Below are 17,617 nucleotides of genomic sequence, written 5' to 3' on the forward strand. Positions count from 1 at the left end.
CCGCTTCTCTCAAGACAAGTTCATCAATGATCCACAGAACAATAATAATCCATCAACTGGTCTTGACATTCCAAGAAGCAGTCTTTCAAATGCGGGTCAAACTGTTTACCCATCGACGCAACAATCACATCACGAGCTTCACGGAAAGACATACGTTCCTTATAGCAACGTTTGCTCACCAAAGCATCGTACACGTCCGCAAGAGCCATGATACGAGCTTCCATCGGAATATTCTCACCAGAGCGACGTTCCGGATACCCTGTACCATCCCAACGTTCATGATGGTAAAGCGCCATATTCTTAGCGACACTGACAAAATAACTGTCCTTGACATCGGAGAGAAGTTTTTCAATGATATTAGCGCCCTTCGCCGCATGGGTCTTCATGATTTCGTAATCGTCAAAATTAAAGCGGCCCGGCTTACGCAATACAGCATCGTCAATGGCGACCTTGCCCAAGTCGTACATCGGAGCAGCTGCAATCAACACATCAAGGAATTTATCAGACAAATTGTCTATGCCTTTTTTGCGCATCATCGACACTAAAATTTTTACGACTTCGCTAGTGCGCTTGATATGACCTTCCATATTACCTGCACGGCTTTCGGCCATCTGCGCCATACCGACAATCCACTTTTCCTGCACCGAGAGTTTTTCGTTTTCGGTCTTTACCATGTTCTTTTGCAACATGGAATTGCTACGACCAAGCGCATCGATATACTGCTGTTCCTGCGTATTGTCTTCAATTCTAAACAAGAACACATTCTTTCCATGAACTTGTCTCAAGACCTTCACTTCGCACTTGTAATGACGTCCCAAATAATTGAATTCCGTCATTTGGCTGTAATCCGTCAAGATTTTGGACCTACGGTATTTTTCAATGCACGACATGATGTGCTGTTGCAATTCCGTTTCGCCCTTCAGGTGAGCGTCCACCCTCATCTTTACAAGTTCCGGGAAGAAATCCATTGCAATCCGGTTTGCACCCAAGTAAGCGCAATCAACCGAGAACGACATATACGCACAAGAACTTTCGGTTTCGATGGATTCAATCACACATTCCGTAATATCGTACCACTTGACGTTGTTACAAATATAGAGCAAAAGGATTTGGTCAATCACATAGATAGCCGGCATGATAAGCATGTCGCTGCCTAAATAACGAGCCAAGAAGAACGAGAAAATCGTTGCAATTTCGCCAATAATCATCGCCGCAATATTTTTGAGCGAGACCATTTTCTGGTGCATGATTGCACGGACGATAACCCAAATATCCAAAATAACATAGCTCAACAAGAACGCATTGAACAGGCCGTGAGCCCATCCGTACGTCGCGACATAATTACCGACACCCGCATGAACCACATATTCCACAGTCTTGTAATAAGCAGGGAAATACCCGACCGTCATAGCCAGTGCGCAAATCGTAAAGCTCATGAGGATAAGAGTCAGGTGCAGCCACTTCGGAATTGTCATCTTGCAGACTTTCAAAAGCGCAAAGAACATGAACATCGGAAGGAACGACCCACCAAGGTAGTTCACCTTATTGGCGATAATCGCCCCTTCAACCGTTTCCGAAAAACCGAGCAGCCAATGGCCAAAATTTGCAACAAGAATGGCGTAAAAAGAATAATAAACGTAATTATTTCTCTGGTTCTGGAAACGCAGAGAAAGCACTGCCAAATTGACAGCTGACAACACAAACATCAATGTTAAATAAAGATAACCCATATCCGCTATTGGAATACAACAATTATAAAGTTAATCTTTTTTTTCAAAAAAGAACATTATCCCCCTCCCAAATTTCTCCATTTAACACAAAAAGCGGGAAAAATATAAAAAAAGAGAACGCACAGCCAATGCCATGCGTTCTCTTTAATAGTCTAATTGGACTAGTCCACGACTAAGCTTCAGGAGCCGGAGCTTCGGCAGCGGGTGCTTCCGGGGCAGCTTCTGCAGGGGCAGCCGGTTTCGGCGGGAGCAAAGCCTTGATAGAAAGCTTCACCTTGCCCTTCGGGTCAACACCGAGGCAGAGCACTTCGACTTCGTCACCGACGTGAACAACATCTTCAACCTTTTCGACGCGGCGGTCGGCAAGTTCGGAGATGTGGACGAGGCCATCGCGACCCGGGAGGATTTCGACGAATGCGCCAAACGGCTGAATCGTCTTGACCTTGCCCTTGTACTTGCGGCCCGGTTCCGGTTCTGCAGTGAGTTCTTCAATCATGCGGCGGCAAACTTCACCGGCCTTACCCGTCGGGGCGGCGATGTCGATATTGCCGTTGTCGTCAATGTTGATGGTGCAGCCAGTCTGAGCCTGCATACCCTTGATGACAGAGCCACCAGAACCGATAACGTCACGAATCTTCGTGGTCGGGATGCGCATCTTGAGCATCGTCGGAGCCTTTTCTGAAACGTGCGGACGCGGTGCCGGGAGACCGAGTTCAGCCATCTTGCCGAGAATATGGATACGACCCTGACGAGCCTGTTCCAAAGCTTCACGCATAAGTTCCGGGGTGATACCGCGGATCTTGATGTCCATCTGGAATGCAGTGATACCTTCTGCAGTACCCGTCACCTTGAAGTCCATATCGCCGAGGTGGTCTTCCGTACCAGTAATGTCGGACAAGATCTTGATCTTGCCGCCTTCCTTGACGGAGCCCTTTTCGGAGATGAGGCCCATGGCGATACCTGCAACCGGAGCCTTGATAGGAACGCCAGCGTCCATCAAGCTGAGGCAGCCACCGCAAACAGAGGCCATAGAAGAAGAACCGTTGGATTCCATGATTTCGGAAACCACGCGGATTGTGTACGGGAAGTCTTCCGGGAGCGGAAGGACTGCAGCGAGGGAGCGTTCGGCCAAGTGACCGTGACCAATTTCACGGCGAGAGAGACCGAGCTTCTTGCATTCACCGACGGAGAACGGCGGGAAGTTGTAATGGAGCATGTAGCTCTTTGCGCCTTCGCCCTGCAAGCTTTCGAAACGTTGTTCGTCAGCCTTTGTTCCAAGCGTACAAATGACGAGACCCTGGGTTTCGCCACGCTGGAAGATTGCAGAACCGTGAGCACGCGGGAGCACGCCCATTTCGATTTCGATCGGGCGGACTTCGGTCGTGGTACGGCCGTCAAGACGAACGCCTTCGTTCAAAATCATTTCGCGCATTGCAGTGCGTTCGAGATCGCTGAAGATGCCCTTCGCATCGGCAGCAAGCTGAGCGTTCTGAGCTTCGCCTTCACCGATAATAGCGAGGATACGCGGATCTTCGAGCATCTTGGCACAGAGGTCTGCCATAGCCGGATAGAAGTCCGTCTTCACCATGTTGGAGTGGACGTCCTTGTTCAGTTCGTCCCAGACAACTTCCTTAACCGTAGCAACGAGCTTGTCGTGTTCTTCACCAACAAACTTCGGCTTGAGTTCCATCTTCGGCTTGGAGCAGCGGTCCACCAGTTGCTGTTGGGCCTTGCACATTTCCTTAATTACTTCGTGACCAGCGAGGATAGCACCAATCATCGTGTCTTCGGACACTTCGTAAGCACCACCTTCGACCATGCACACGGAGTCTTCCGTACCGGCGACCACGAGGTCTAGATCGGCCACGGCAACCTGGTCGTAAGTCGGCATCACAACGTTCTGACCATCGACAACAGCCACGCGAACCGCAGCAACCTGCTGTTCGAACGGGAGTTCAGAAAGACCGATGGAAAGAGATGCGGCGCTCACGCCCAAGACGTCCGGAGCGAACTTCTTGTCGGAAGAAAGAACCTGAACGATGACCTGGACTTCACGAGTGAAGTTTTCCGGGAACATCGGACGAATCGGGCGGTCAATAATACGAGCAGAAAGAATTTCTTCATCACTCGGACGACCCGGTTCGCGCTTGCTATAGCCACCAGGCAGGCGTCCGGCAGCATAAGACTTTTCGCGGTATTCAACTGTCAGAGGGAAGAAGTCACCATCCTTTTCTTCACCGTAGCAAACGGTAGAAAGGACAAACGCGTCCCCCATCTTGGCGACAGCAGAACCACGTGCCTGCTTTGCGATACGGCCAGTTTCAAACGTAATGACACGACCATCCGGAAGGTTTACCGACACTTCCTTCGGATCGAGCATCTTGCCGTATTTAGCTTGATAAGCTTCTGTTGACATAAAAAATCTCCAATACGAGAATTAGCCGCGGAGACCGAGTTCCTTGATCAAAGCACGCTGAGCGATAATGTCCTTTTCGCCGTAGTACTTGAGAAGGTTCTTGCGCTTTGCAACCATCGCAGAAAGACCACGGAGGGAGTGGAAGTCCTTCTTGTTGGTCTTGATGTGTTCGGTGAGGTTCTTGATCTTTTCCGTGAGGATTGCGATCTGAACGCGGACGTTACCAGTGTCCTTTTCGTTAGCACCAAACTGAGCGGTGAGTTCTGCAGCTTTTTCTTTAGTAATAGTAGCCATTGTAGCCATTCCTTTTTTGTTTGTTGTTTCATCACATGTTTTTGTCCGAGTTTCTCTGCTCTAGCACCAGTGGAATTGGCGAATCTGGTCACAGGACCCAGGCAAAAATGCAATTTGAGAGCAAATATAGTTATTAGAACTTAGAACTTAGAACTTAGAACTTAGAAAATACATCGAAATTAAAGTCTTTTTATGGGTTTTAGGTATTAGGTCTTAGGGATTAGGTGAATAATCGCGGCTTCGCCGCCCTTTACAAATGCGCATAGCGCATGAAATTAATCCTAACCCCTACCACCTGTAACCTAACTCCTACAAAAACCTCGATAGTACCTCTTTCAGTTTGTTGACGTTCACTGGTTTTGCCACGTGCTCGTTCATACCGGCATCCAAGGCCGCCTGCTGATCATCGGCAAAAGCATTCGCCGTCATAGCGATAATCGGAATTTCAGCCGCAACCTTGTTTAGCTTACGGATTTGGCGAGTAGCCTCGTAACCATCCATAATCGGCATCTGAACGTCCATCAAAATCAAGTCGCATGCCCCCGGCGTGACAGTTCTCATGTATTCCACAGCCTTTTCTCCATCGCAAGCCGTAGTCACCACGATACCGCAATCTTCCAAAATTTCCTCGGCAATTTCGCGGTTCAATTCATTATCGTCGACAAGCAACACCTTTTTACCGCTAAAACAGACCTTCTTATCCGTTACCGGAGCATCCGTCTGCAATAGCCCAAAGCTCTGCAACAGCGTTTCCCTAGCATCCGACGGGAACACGGGCTTGCTTACAAAATTGCGAATACCGACAGCAAGAGCCTTATCTTCGATATCCGACCATTCATAAGCCGACATCACAATCACAAGGATATCATCACCCAGTTCCTCACGCAGACGAGTAGTCGTGTTGATGCCATCCATATCTGGCATTCGCCAATCCACAAGGAACGCATCATACGCAAAGCCGCTAGCCTTTGCCTTTTGCACCTTTTCCAAAGCTTCAGCACCAGAATAACAGCAATCAACTTCAACACCCATCGCGTTAAAGATTTGCGGGATACTCCTTATACAATCAACATCATCATCTACAACAAGAATCTTCTTGCCTTCCAGTTCCTTAACCTTCGTCAGTTCTTGTTTTGCAGGCGCAAGTTTAAACTGGAAGTTAAGAACAACATCTGTTCCTTCATCCACTTTACTGCTGACATCGATGGTACCATCCATCATATCGACGATATTCTTTGTAATCGCCATGCCAAGCCCTGTTCCCTGGATTCCAGAAACAGTCGACGAATTCACTCGAGTAAATGCATCGAAAATTTTAGGCAAGAATTCTTCGCTCATGCCTATGCCCGAGTCCCTAATTCTAAACTCATAGGCGCCAAAGCCAGGTTCATCGCACGCTTTCTGTTCCACAGAGAACCATATAGAACCCCCAATCGGAGTGTACTTGATAGCATTCGAAATCACGTTCAATAACACCTGATTCATGCGAAGCTTATCACAAACAACATCTTCGTTTCGAATGCCAATGCTATTTGCAAAGAACTGCAACTTGCGAGCGTTTATATCGGCCTGAACAATATCCTTTAACGTATGGATGATTTCCGGAATATGTTCCGGCTTTTCATTCAAATTCAATTTGCCCGATTCGATGCGGCTCATGTCAAGCACATCGTTGATAAGCGAGAGCAAATGATTCGACGAAAGTTCGATTTTTCCAAGGAAGTTTTTAACCAAGTCCTTGTTATCAAGATGCATAGTCGCAAGTTCCGTATAACCGATAATCGCATTCATCGGAGTGCGGATATCATGGCTCATGTTGTTAAGGAACATCGTCTTTGCGCGAGACGCGGACTTCGCCATTTCAAGCGCCTGTTCAAGAGCTGCCTGCTGCGCAATTTCCTTGCGGTAAACAATATCGTTATTGAAAAGGCCAACGAGCACGCGATGCGATTTGGACCAGTCACCCATCTTCGTCACCTTCAGGCGGTACCACTTGAGACCATTAGTTGTCACGCGGCGATAATCCTGAACAAACGAATTTTCATTTTGCAAACGAGTCAAAACAACATCACGATTAATTGATCTCAGTACATGCGGCAAGTCATCCTTGTAAACGGTCTTTTGCAAATCGGCTTCCTTATCCTTGAAGAAATTCAAGGCTTTGCCCGTCTTTTCATCGATAGCATCTTTAAACTTACTGCCATTCAACGAAGTACTGAACAAACCCGTATCGACGTTGACATCGAACACATTTTCATACTGGTCCGAAAGGCTCATGATGCGGTCAATATTTTCCTGATGTTCCGTTTCGGCACGATACTGATCGTCTACTTCCACAAAACCGACGGCAATGAGTTTAGCCGGAACATCGGTCGGTTCAGCCTTGGCAAACACCAAGCGCGTGTACTTGTATTCAGAACCATAAAGATGCCTAAACACAATCGTCAAGCGTTTCTGGTGTTCGAGTTTTTCAGCCACGACTTCTCTAGAAGCAAGCCCTATAAGCTTGTCGCGATCATCGGGATGAGCCATATCCAAGACAAACGCCTTAAACACATCTTCAAGTCTTTCGCAATTTGCAAACAAATCCTTCAAAGCACCCCTAATATCCTCACGAACCGCAAGCACGCCACTTGTGTTGTCCACAAGGTTAAAATAGAAGAGCGAAGAATAATCTTCTGACAAAATATCGATAATTTCAAGGTTGCGCTTCAAATTCGATTGGATTTGCATCTGTTTCTTGATTTCGTCATCCACACTATGCAAACCAAAAACTATACCCTTAAGATTACCGATTTCATCCTTGTCCGCAATGACCTTCATCTGGTAAAAGACTTCCTTACCATCAAGATTAATCTTGAAGTTAATATGGACAACGGATTCATCTTTCAATACTGTCACAAGGCGGTCACGATTTGCCTGTTCGTGGAACTGGAGTTTATCCGAATCGCAAACCAAGTATTTTTGCAACAGCTCCATTCTCTTCGTAAAGCTCTTTTCCAAAGACCATCCCGGAATAGCCTTCAAAAGCACAGAACTTGCGCGGTACGTCACCACATAGTCCGATGCAGCATCATCGCCAATCGTTACATAGTTCACAAAATCGAAGTCCGAAGCAAGCGATTCAATCACCCTGTTGTTACGGTCGATTTCCTGACGCTGAGCAATAGCCTTATTGACTTCAGAATCAATGTTTTCTATAGCGACAATAACATGGTTTTCATCCTTGTGAGACCGAATAACCTTCATCCTATAGTACTGCGGAGCACCATCAATCACAAGCCTATATTCAACAGAAGCACTTGCATTTTCCTCAAGACGCTTGAGGAAGGCTCCCTTTTCCATAAAGTGCATGACGATTTCAAGATCGTCTTCGTAAAGGTTGTTGCGCAAACTCGAAATGGACTCAAAGAAAAAGTCCCGTCCATTTACCGATTCGTGCAACTTATTCATAAGCGTGTCAGCATGGAATGTGTCAAAAGTATCATCCAAGACATTCACGTAGAAAATGCACTCGTATGTTCCGCTCAAAGCATCCGCAATTTCAGAATATTCGCTAGATTCCGCTTCTGCCATACGGCGGGCATTCCACACCATCCTCAGGAGATACAAAAGAATCACTAAAAGTTCAATAGCCGAAACCGCAATATAGAACCTACGGATTGTATCCACTCGCGTAAAGGCAATATTTTTGTTGACGTACAAAATCAAAGACCAACAGCCGCCAAACAAGGGGAGCGAGACCAAAAGTTTCTCATCATCCGAAGATTGTTCTTCATAAGCCAAATGGGCAAGCTCGCCTTTCATCACGTTTGCGGCCCACTCTTCCAGCGAATACCCGCTCTTTGGAGTAATCGTTCTTATAAAGTCATTGAAACTGTTCCACTTTCCTGTCTTTTCGACAACAAAGGAACCGTCCCTACGGTCTAGAACAACCAAAGATGTCTTTCCCTTAAACGCACTTGTCGCTACAAAACCATACAACGGCCTAATATCGGATACAGCCGAAAGCATAGCGACCACCTGCCCCCTACGACGGACAGGAACAAACTGTTCAAACACAATATTTTCGGAATGGACCACATCGCGGCCAACCTTCGAAATATACGGTTTCGACGAAACAATCGAATTGTAGTGCTGTATATAAGAAGAGTCAAAAACAACACCTTGATCAACGATAATGTGTCCATCAGGCAAATACAAACGTGCAGCAGATACCAAAGGCCCAATTCGCGAACCACGAATCATTCTAACCATGCTTTCTGAAAGCATGTCTTCTTCCATCCCCACCACAGTCGAAATATTGGTCAAGGCACTCAAAAGGGATCGTCCCAAAAAGCCTAGTTTCGCTTCAGAAGCATAAGCCACTTCGTCAAGGGAGTCCCAACTATCATCAATAGCCTTTCCGTTTATGTACAAAAAGGAAACGTTTGTAACAATAAACAGGAACGCAACTAACAATAACGATACAACTAGATTTCGTTTAAAAAAATTCTGATTCATAAGTTTTTTGTAAGAATTCAAGATATATTATACATTTTACAGAGACAAACTGATTAAGAATTCAAAAAAAAACGCATTTTTGACCATCTTTTACGCCAAATCGTGTTTTTTTTCACAAAAACTTGTTCAGTACAAAACAAAACTTTATACATTGACGATATGAAAATTTTATCAAAACTGCTCGTTCTTTTTTCACTTTTAGTCTCAATTTCATTTGCTGCAGAAGGCGTTACAGTCGATTCTGTTACAAAAGATTCTGCAACCACCCCCAAGGTGACTGAAGCTACCCATATTTCAACACCGAAAAAGCAGGCTGTATGGATTAAGCTGGAAGGGGATGTTGACCCTGCCATGTACGAATTCTGCGCCCGCGCCATCGGTGAAGCACTCGATAAAAAGCCAGACTATATCGTCTTTGAAATCAATACGTTCGGCGGGCGTCTTGATGCCGCGTTCGACCTCGTCGATACCATCATGGCCGTCAAGGGCCCAGAAACCATCGCTCTCGTGAAAAAGAAAGCCATCAGCGCGGGTTCGCTCATTGCTCTTGCCTGCAAAAAGCTCTATATGCTCGAAGCCACGACCATTGGCGACTGCGCTCCGATTGTACAAGGCGGCGACGGCACCCCGCAAATCGTGGGTGAAAAAATCCAATCCCCGCTCCGCGCCAAGTTTAGGAACCTCGCCCAGCGCAACGGCTACCCGGAACTCTTGGCCTCTTCATTCGTGACTCCGGAACTCGAAGTTCTCGAACTCACGGCAAAACTTGACAAGGGTACGGCAACAGAACGCGACACGACGCTCATTATCGAAGGGAAAAAATTTGCCGTTCTCGACAGTACCGAAAAGAAATTCTGGGGCGCCCCCAAGATTCTCGTGAAAGAAGGCGAACTTTTGACAATGACCGACAAGGAAGCCGAAGAACTCGGTTTTTCCAAGGGCACGTTCAAGAACCGCGAAGACTTTGAAACGAAACTCGCTATCGAACGCAAAAGCGAAGTCGAAACAAATACGGGTGAAAAAATTGCAAGCGCCATTGCCGCCATCTCGGGCATTCTCTTGATTCTCGGCTTCGGAGCACTCTATATCGAATTCAAGACTCCCGGATTTGGAATGTTCGGCATCATCGGTATCATCCTGATCGGTATTGTCTTCTTCGGACAGTTCGCTCCGCAGCTCGATGGCTACTTCCCGATCATCCTCCTTATTGCAGGCGTTATTTTGTTCCTCGTCGAGATATTCGTCATGCCAGGGACATTCCTATTTGGCATAGGCGGTATCGCGTGTATGATCATAGCACTCATCATGAGCGTCGATACCACAAACATACCTGAATACGTCCCTGAAGCCGTCGAAACGACATTTGATGCAACCCCCTGGCTATTCGGGCTATTCTTCGTTCTCGGAAGCGCAGCCATTGCGTTAATCATTCCAATTGCGGCAAGCAAGTATTTAATACCGCTACTCCCCGAAGGCTGGACTCCCATGCTCAAGACCGACATGGAAACAGCAGTCTCCCCCACCGAAAACGTGCAAGTCGTTTCCATTGGCGACACCGGTATTGCCAAAACATTCCTCCGTCCCGTTGGACAAGCAAGTTTTACTATGCCAGATGGTTCTACCAAGCTCTTTGACGTACAAACTCATGGAGAAATCATCGAAGCCGGCCAACGCATAAAAGTCGAAGCCGTGCAAGAAGGGCACATTTGGGTCACCCGCGCCTAGCATAAATTTTAAAACAAAAAACATAAACTGGAGAAGATAAATGGATAATCTCATCATCATTGGCATTATTATTGCCGCTATCGTCGTCATCATCCTGCTCGCCTTCATCGGCAAGTTCTTTAGCCTTTGGCTTCAGGCCTTGTTCTCCAAGGCAAACGTGAGCATTTTCCAGCTCATCGGTATGCGTTTGCGTAAGGTGCCGCCTCAGGTGATTGTCGAAGCTCGCATTTTGAGCTGCAAGGCAGGCCTTCCGGTCGACACGAACCTCCTCGAAGCCCACTACCTTTCCCGCGGTAACGTGCTCCGCGTGATCCAGGCTCTCATCGCCGCCAACAAGGCAAACATCAAGCTCGACTTCAAGGAAGCTGCAGCAATTGACCTTGCCGGCCGTAACGTGCTCGAAGCAGTGCAGATGTCCGTGAACCCGAAAGTCATCGAAACCCCGAAGGTCTCCGCCGTGGCTCTCGACGGCATTCAGCTCCACGCCATTACCCGTATCACCGTGCGCGCAAGCATCCAGAAGCTCGTCGGTGGTGCAGGCGAAGAAACTGTTGTCGCCCGTGTTGGCGAAGGTATCGTGTCTTCCATCGGTTCTGCACAGAGCCACAAGGAAGTGCTCGAAAACCCGAACATGATTTCCAAGAAGGTGCTCGCTTCCGGTCTCGATGCCGGTACCGCATTCGAAATACTTTCTATCGACATTGCAGATGTGGACGTGGGCCAGAACATCGGCGCTATCCTCGAAACCGACCGTGCCGAAGCCGACAAGAAGATTGCACAGGCCAAGGCAGAAGAACGCCGCGCCATGGCATTTGCAGCCGAACAAGAAATGAAGGCAAAGGTGATGGAAATGAAGGCAAAGCTCGTGGAAGCCGAAGCCCAGATTCCGATGGCCATGGCCTCTGCACTCCGCGACGGAAAGCTCGGCGTGATGGACTACTACAACCTCAAGAACATCGAAGCCGACACGCAAATGCGCAAGGAAATCGGTTCTGCCCCGGAAGCAAACAAGTAATTTGACCAAAAGGGTTTAGCCCATGGATTCATTTGACAAACTAGTCATTGTCATTATCGCAATCATCGTCGACCAAGTCATCAAAAGGGCGAAAGCGAAGAAGAAGCAATCTCAGCAGGAGCAAACGTCACCGTATGCTCCTGAGGAAGATTCTACGCAGGAAACCGAAGATGATGTAAATGATGATTACGACGAGAATTCAGAAGATTTCCCAAAGCCTTCGCCATCTGCTTCTCGTAGATTGCAAGAGTACATCAAGCAATTCGAAGAAGCTCAACGCGAAGCCTCCCAAGGAACGCTTGAGCCAGCAATGCCGCCTCCGATACCCGAGAGAACGCATCGCGTAGGCAATAACGTGACCATGCGTGAAGTTGCAGAAGACATCGTACAGCTAGACGTTGTCGATATCGAGTACCTGATGGAAGAATTCGAAATGTCCAAGGGTTGCGCAATCGAAATACTGAACGAACTCCAGCAGCACCGCATTATCGGGCACGATATGGGAGACGGCGAATACGACGTTCTCGTACAAGACATAGACGAACTCAACAACCTGCTATCGCGCGAGCTCAAGGCTGCCCCCATGACCGCAGAGAGATCCGCGGCCGCCCCTGCCGTAGATGCTCAAAGCTCTACATCTAGCGATAAGCAAAGCCAGCTCAAAATCCTTGAAGAGCGCGCCCGCAGGGCACGCGAAGAAGCCGCAGCGGCGGCCCGCCAAAGCGACCGTGAAAACGGTTACAGCGGCGAAGCCGTCGAGATTGCCGACCCGCTCACCAAGCGTACCGCCGTACGCTCGATAAGCCGGGAAAGCGTACGACGCGGATTCATCTGGGGCAAAATCATCGACGAGCCCCGATTCAAGAGACGCTGGTCACCAGCCCGCCGATAAACGAAAAAGCCCCGGTCAAAGACCGGGGCTTTTTCAGCTGCTTCACTTGGACTCGAACCAAGGACAACGCGATTAACAGTCGCGGGCTCTACCAACTGAGCTATGAAGCATCATTTATCAATTCAAAAATCTTTTGAAGGATTCCAATTGACGGGCTCAAATATAGATAAACCTCAGCATCTGTCAAGGCATCGCCACGAATAAAGTTTAAAAATAATGGATTCCATTGCGGCTTCGCCCCGATGGAATGACAACCTGAAAACGAAAAAGCCCCGGTCAAAGACCGAGGCTTTTTCAGCTGCTTCACTTGGACTCGAACCAAGGACAACGCGATTAACAGTCGCGGGCTCTACCAACTGAGCTATGAAGCATCATTTATCAATTCAACTTTCTTTTGGAGAGATTCATTGACGCGCTCAAATATAGATGATTTTCACTCTTTTGTCAAGGCTTAGGCATAAAAAAGTTGAACTTTTTTCGTCAGCGTTCCCGACTCCGCATCAGCGCAATTTCTGCAGCATAACCAGGCAATTCGTTCGGCGTCTCCAAATAGAACGGCAACTTCTTGAGAGAAGGGTGATTAACCACATTTACGAGGGCTTCCAAACCAATGAATCCACCTCCGATTACCTCATGGCGATCCTTGTGGCTACCCATCGGATTCTTGCTATCGTTCAAATGAATCGCACACAAACGCTCAAGTCCAACAGCCTTGTCAAATTTCTCAAGAACATCATCCAAGTGGTTCACGATATCGTAGCCACCATCGAAAACGTGGCACGTATCCAAACACACGCCAACCTTCTCGTTAAGCTCCACTCGGTCTATAATTGCACGCAGTTCTTCGAATGTACGCCCCACTTCAGAGCCTTTTCCAGCCATCGTTTCCAGGAGCACTTTCGTTTTCAAATCCTTGTGCAGAATATTGTTCAAATGCTGCGAAATGAGCTCTATCCCCACCTCGACACCTTGCTTCACATGACTGCCAGGGTGAAAATTATACATCGCATGCGGGAAATGGTCCATACGGAACAAATCATCCTTCATCACGTCTTGCGCATACTGTCGAAGCGAAGGATCCGCAGCACAAGCATTCAACGTATAAGGAGCATGAGCCAAAATCGGAGCAAAGCCATGCGCGTCCATAAACGCATTCAAGGCTTCAGCGTCCGCCTTATCAAACGGTTTTGCAGCACCACCACGCGGGTTACGTGTAAAAAACTGGAACGTGTCGGCCCCGATGGAAAGAGCAGTCTCCCCCATCGCCAAAAAGCCGCCCGTTGAGGACAAATGACATCCGATATGCATTAGAAATCGTAATTCATCGAAATCATGCCGTAAAGATCTCTGTAATCTTCAGAAGCATTATCCGGACGATAGTTAAAGAACGCGCCAAAAGCACATTCCATGCCGAGTTTTTCAGTAAACTGGAATTTCAGACCTGTCGAGACATCCAAATCCATTTCCATCTCGTCAACCGTCTTGCCATCTTCCTTGCGGCTCATAAAGTTCTGACGAACGTTGCCATGCAACAAAAGATCAAGGAAATTCGGCTTCAACTGGATAGTCGCATTGTCCAAGAGATTCCATTCAAATTCACTCATATCATTGCGATTATAAACTCTAAATCTCGGAGTCACAGCCACTGTATTACGCACACGATCAAGCGTTGTCGTGAGAGAAATCGGATAACGAGCATCCAAATAATCGCCGCCATGGAAATAATAGCCCAAAAGACCGTAAGTTTCATCAGAAAAATCAAAGCCATCAAGCAAGTCATCTTCATTGAACTTCGACATATCAGTACGGTAAGTCCAGACACCACCAATCTTCAACACATTCTTAGGGAACTTAATCGTTGCTTCAAGTTCAACCGTGTGCTTCAGCAAGCGTTCCTCGAACTGCGTTGCCAAATATTCTTCGCTCTGCAAGGCGGCATATTTAGCCCAACGAGCGGAGTCAATTTGAATCGTACCGTCTGCAGTTTTTACATCTACAGTCGGCTTGCCCTTCTGCTTTTCAAACCAAGAGTCCGAATAGATTCCCGAAGAACCAAAGAAATTGCCATGAAGTCTTTGCGGCGTGCTACGCGTGCGGTAGTTCAAAGCATAACGGACTTTAAGATCAATTGAATCGCGAACCTTAAACGTATTCATCAAATCGAAATTGTGGTCATAGAGCGTTCTCGAAGCATCTTGTTCATGCTTTTCAAGCCAATCGTCATCAGCGCCCGGCAAAAGTCCAAGCTTGGAACCTTCGGCAAAGCCAAATACGTTGTATGCATCACCACTACCAGATGCATTTTCGATATTCAATTCATACCCAAAGTTCAACTTCCAGAAATCTTTAATCTTCTGGTCTAGCTTTGCACCTAACAAACGAGAATTCTGCAACAAGTCCGCAGAACCCGCACTATAATAATTGCGACCCACAAAGCGGAAATAAGCATCGATCATCGTCGAGTTGTTTTTCCAATTGTAAGATCCCGACAAAGCAAGATTCTGAGCCGTCCATTCCGTCGGATCGTCACTCTTTTCGTCTCGGTGAGCTTTCAAAGCGTCTTGAGCAACTTTCAAAAGGCGAGTCAATTCACTACGCATTTCATCAACGGTCATGTCCGTATTGTCGCCAAAAATCAGTTCCAATTCATCGCGGTCCATGCGGTTTACAAGCGATGAATTATTCATCAGGCGGCGCAATTGCGCAAAGCGGGATACATCAAGCCCTGCTTCTTCAAAGACGGCGTTAACAGCACGATGGGCAACGACATTAACCGTATCAGCCCCACCGAAACCGATTTGCAAATTATACGTTCCACGTCCGCCAAGCACCTTTCCGTTGACTTCGCCAAAGAACGTTTTCGAAGAGAACATCGGGTTTGAAAGATTTACGTTATCAGAAGTACCATCGCGTAAGAACGGATCATCCAAATAATCCTTGCTTCCAATAAAGCCAAACGAAGCATCAAAGTTCTTAGTGGCGTTCAAAAGAATCTTGCCGCCAACGACCATCTTTTGAGCTTCGACATCATCAAGACCAATATACATGTTGTACTGGTCCGGATCCCTTTCGCCAGGCAACTTAGGCGCAACCGATTCACCACCAAAAGCACTCAGCACAAGCAAAGGTTTTTCCGATTTTTTCGGATTCACATAAATATCGTAGCTAGCACCAAATACATCGACACTAGACAAAGACAATTCACCGCCCGAAACATTGAAATCGCCCAAAATCAATTTCTGGAAGCGATCTTCGTACAAAGCCTGCAAATATTTCAAGTCAAAGTGATTCCATTGATCATGCGAAACGTCCATGGTGAATTCAATTTTCTTCCCCGTAGACGATTGCATCTGGACAAACGCATTCCATGCACCATAGAATCCAGGAACCTGGAAATAGTTTCTGTACTTGCTTCCCGGCATAATCATGGATATGCCGTCGTCATAAACTTCATCTGTTTTGTTCTTTTCGGTCACAACAGAATGGTAGCCAAATTCTGCACCCACAGAACCGTTCACAGTCCATGAATTTTCAGACGTTGAATTAGCCGAATCCGCAGCAGTCTGAGCAAAAGTTGGTATGGCAAAAACAGAAGCTAAAGCGAGTTTTCGAAAAATCATTTACTAACCCCGTAAACCTTGGAGGTCTTGACAACATAACCACTCTTATGGATAACCTCAATATCAAAGCGGTTTTTCATATCGCGATTCAGTTCCACAGGAATCTGGTAGTCCAAGTTCTGAATTTGCGAGAGACGTTCCTGCAAAATAACTTTTCCGTTCTGACGAACCGTAACCTTGTTCAAGAAACTCGGATCATTCTCAGGCACACGAATCTGGAATTGAACAGTTTGCATAATGGTTCCATCGAAATTCGCAATCGGAGGTTCAGGCGGGATTGTGATGGACTCATACTTTTTGCCAAAGAGCTTGATCGAGAAAGGCTTCATCGGATAGCAGCCCAGAGTCTTTTTAACGCTATTGCGGCCAGCACTATTTTCAACAACAAATTCATATTCATGGACACCGCTACGCAGATCAAGGCGCTTGGACATATTACGTTTAACGCCCACTTCAGCAATAGGAGTTCCATCCATCAACGAAGACAAGCGGACATCATCCCCCTGCACATCGGACACAGAAACGTTAGCCACACAACGCAAGGAATCATAAGAAGAATACTTGATTTTCGGGACCTTCAAAGCTGTCGTTTGATCTTCCTTATTTGCTACATCTGCCGGAGCCTGAGATGCAGCAGCACTTGAGGCAAGCGATTCCTGATAAGCAGAATCAGCCTTTACAACAGCCGCTTCCAATTCTTCTAAGGACAGCGTAGAATCAGCCAAAAGGGTCACCAACGTTTTTGCAAAAGCTGTATCGCCCGAAGACTTTAAATTGAGAACGAGGAACTTTTCTCTGCCAAGAACCGTCTGGCCATTAGCTATAGGAATAGAATCAGTAACTCGTACGGAATCAAAAACAGTCAAATGACCATCTTTCAGACCGACAAAGAAAGACTTTTCATCGCCACCAATAACACCTTTCGTACCGCGAATCGAAGCCGCAGCCGTCCCCGTAGAGAAGTCTACCTTATGGCCTTCGTTTGATTTGACATTAAAGCCCATATACCCTTTTTGAATCTTGGGCTTTATGATAAAATTTCCTTGACCATCGTTTTCGAGAAGCGAGTCGACAAGAACAATTGAATTTTCACCAATGACGAGCGTGCTGTTATCGCTCTTCAACGTTAAAGTGACAGAACCACCATCATTAGTTTTAAAGCAGTTCTTCTGGTTAAATTTTTGCGGGAATTTAGCAGGTTTCCACGCAACATCATCAGCACAGCCTTTATCACTTTTAAAAGCATCCGGGACAACGCTACTAACTTGTCCAACCTGTGGGGCTGCAATAACACTTGAGGCAGTAATTGTCGTAAGTAAAAGACATGATAAAGACAGATGCTTAAACATAAGACCTCTCTACTAATTTTCTTACGATAAATTTACTTTTTTTTGTCGAGATTTGGGAAAGAAATATTCAGAA

11 protein-coding genes and 2 tRNA genes are annotated in these 17,617 nt (G+C 46.8%); 3 read left to right on the top strand and 10 right to left on the bottom strand.

Annotated elements, in window-relative coordinates; genetic code table 11:
* Window positions 1–23: 23 nt before the first annotated feature.
* From BUA34_RS03170 to BUA34_RS03185, 4 genes are all read right to left on the bottom strand, one after another.
* Window positions 24–1,730 (bottom strand): HD domain-containing phosphohydrolase, encoded by a 1,707-nt coding sequence (locus BUA34_RS03170; RefSeq protein WP_083579719.1) that lies wholly within the window; start codon window positions 1,728–1,730, stop codon window positions 24–26.
* A 172-nt stretch (window positions 1,731–1,902) separates the two neighbouring features.
* A complete protein-coding gene (pnp, locus tag BUA34_RS03175) occupies window positions 1,903–4,110 on the bottom strand; it encodes a polyribonucleotide nucleotidyltransferase (RefSeq protein ID WP_371555380.1) in 2,208 nt (735 codons plus the stop codon).
* Window positions 4,111–4,167: 57 nt separating this feature from the next.
* Window positions 4,168–4,440 carry a 30S ribosomal protein S15 gene (gene rpsO / locus BUA34_RS03180; protein WP_072827308.1) on the bottom strand — a complete coding sequence of 91 codons (273 nt, stop codon included), beginning with the start codon at window positions 4,438–4,440 and terminating at the stop codon, window positions 4,168–4,170.
* A gap of 309 nt (window positions 4,441–4,749) precedes the next feature.
* Window positions 4,750–8,943: a hybrid sensor histidine kinase/response regulator gene (locus BUA34_RS03185; RefSeq protein WP_072827309.1), complete on the bottom strand. Its 4,194-nt coding sequence runs from the start codon at window positions 8,941–8,943 to the stop codon at window positions 4,750–4,752.
* A gap of 159 nt (window positions 8,944–9,102) precedes the next feature.
* Here BUA34_RS03185 and BUA34_RS03190 point away from each other — a divergent pair, with 159 nt between their 5' ends.
* The 3 genes from BUA34_RS03190 to BUA34_RS03200 are packed head-to-tail and all read left to right on the top strand — an operon-like array spanning window position 9,103 to window position 12,575.
* Window positions 9,103–10,668 (top strand): NfeD family protein, encoded by a 1,566-nt coding sequence (locus tag BUA34_RS03190; protein ID WP_072827310.1) that lies wholly within the window; start codon window positions 9,103–9,105, stop codon window positions 10,666–10,668.
* Between the two features lie 40 nt (window positions 10,669–10,708).
* The gene (gene floA, locus BUA34_RS03195) at window positions 10,709–11,683 is read left to right on the top strand and encodes a flotillin-like protein FloA (RefSeq protein ID WP_072827311.1); all 975 of its coding nucleotides are present in this window, start codon (window positions 10,709–10,711) and stop codon (window positions 11,681–11,683) included.
* A 22-nt stretch (window positions 11,684–11,705) separates the two neighbouring features.
* Complete coding sequence (locus BUA34_RS03200) at window positions 11,706–12,575, top strand: hypothetical protein (RefSeq protein ID WP_072827312.1); 870 nt, start codon at window positions 11,706–11,708, stop codon at window positions 12,573–12,575.
* A 37-nt stretch (window positions 12,576–12,612) separates the two neighbouring features.
* Here BUA34_RS03200 and BUA34_RS03205 read toward each other — a convergent pair.
* From BUA34_RS03205 to BUA34_RS03225, 6 genes are all read right to left on the bottom strand, one after another.
* Window positions 12,613–12,685, bottom strand: a tRNA-Asn gene (locus BUA34_RS03205).
* Window positions 12,676–12,882 carry a hypothetical protein gene (locus tag BUA34_RS15680; RefSeq protein ID WP_139255859.1) on the bottom strand — a complete coding sequence of 69 codons (207 nt, stop codon included), beginning with the start codon at window positions 12,880–12,882 and terminating at the stop codon, window positions 12,676–12,678. Before BUA34_RS15680 ends, BUA34_RS03205 begins: the two co-directional genes overlap by 10 nt.
* Window positions 12,874–12,946 (bottom strand) — tRNA-Asn (locus BUA34_RS03210). The genes BUA34_RS15680 and BUA34_RS03210 overlap by 9 nt, the downstream gene beginning before the upstream one ends.
* Window positions 12,947–13,055: 109 nt before the next feature.
* Entirely contained in the window at window positions 13,056–13,883 is an 828-nt protein-coding gene (locus tag BUA34_RS03215) for a deoxyribonuclease IV (RefSeq protein WP_072827313.1), read from the bottom strand.
* Entirely contained in the window at window positions 13,883–16,195 is a 2,313-nt protein-coding gene (locus BUA34_RS03220; protein WP_072827314.1) for a hypothetical protein, read from the bottom strand. The genes BUA34_RS03215 and BUA34_RS03220 overlap by 1 nt, the downstream gene beginning before the upstream one ends.
* On the bottom strand, window positions 16,192–17,544 hold the full coding sequence (locus BUA34_RS03225) for a FecR domain-containing protein (protein WP_072827315.1): 1,353 nt from the start codon (window positions 17,542–17,544) through the stop codon (window positions 16,192–16,194). The genes BUA34_RS03220 and BUA34_RS03225 overlap by 4 nt, the downstream gene beginning before the upstream one ends.
* Window positions 17,545–17,617 lie beyond the last annotated feature (73 nt).

The sequence above is a fragment of the Fibrobacter sp. UWB12 genome (genome assembly GCF_900142485.1).
Taxonomy (GTDB): Bacteria; Fibrobacterota; Fibrobacteria; order Fibrobacterales; family Fibrobacteraceae; genus Fibrobacter.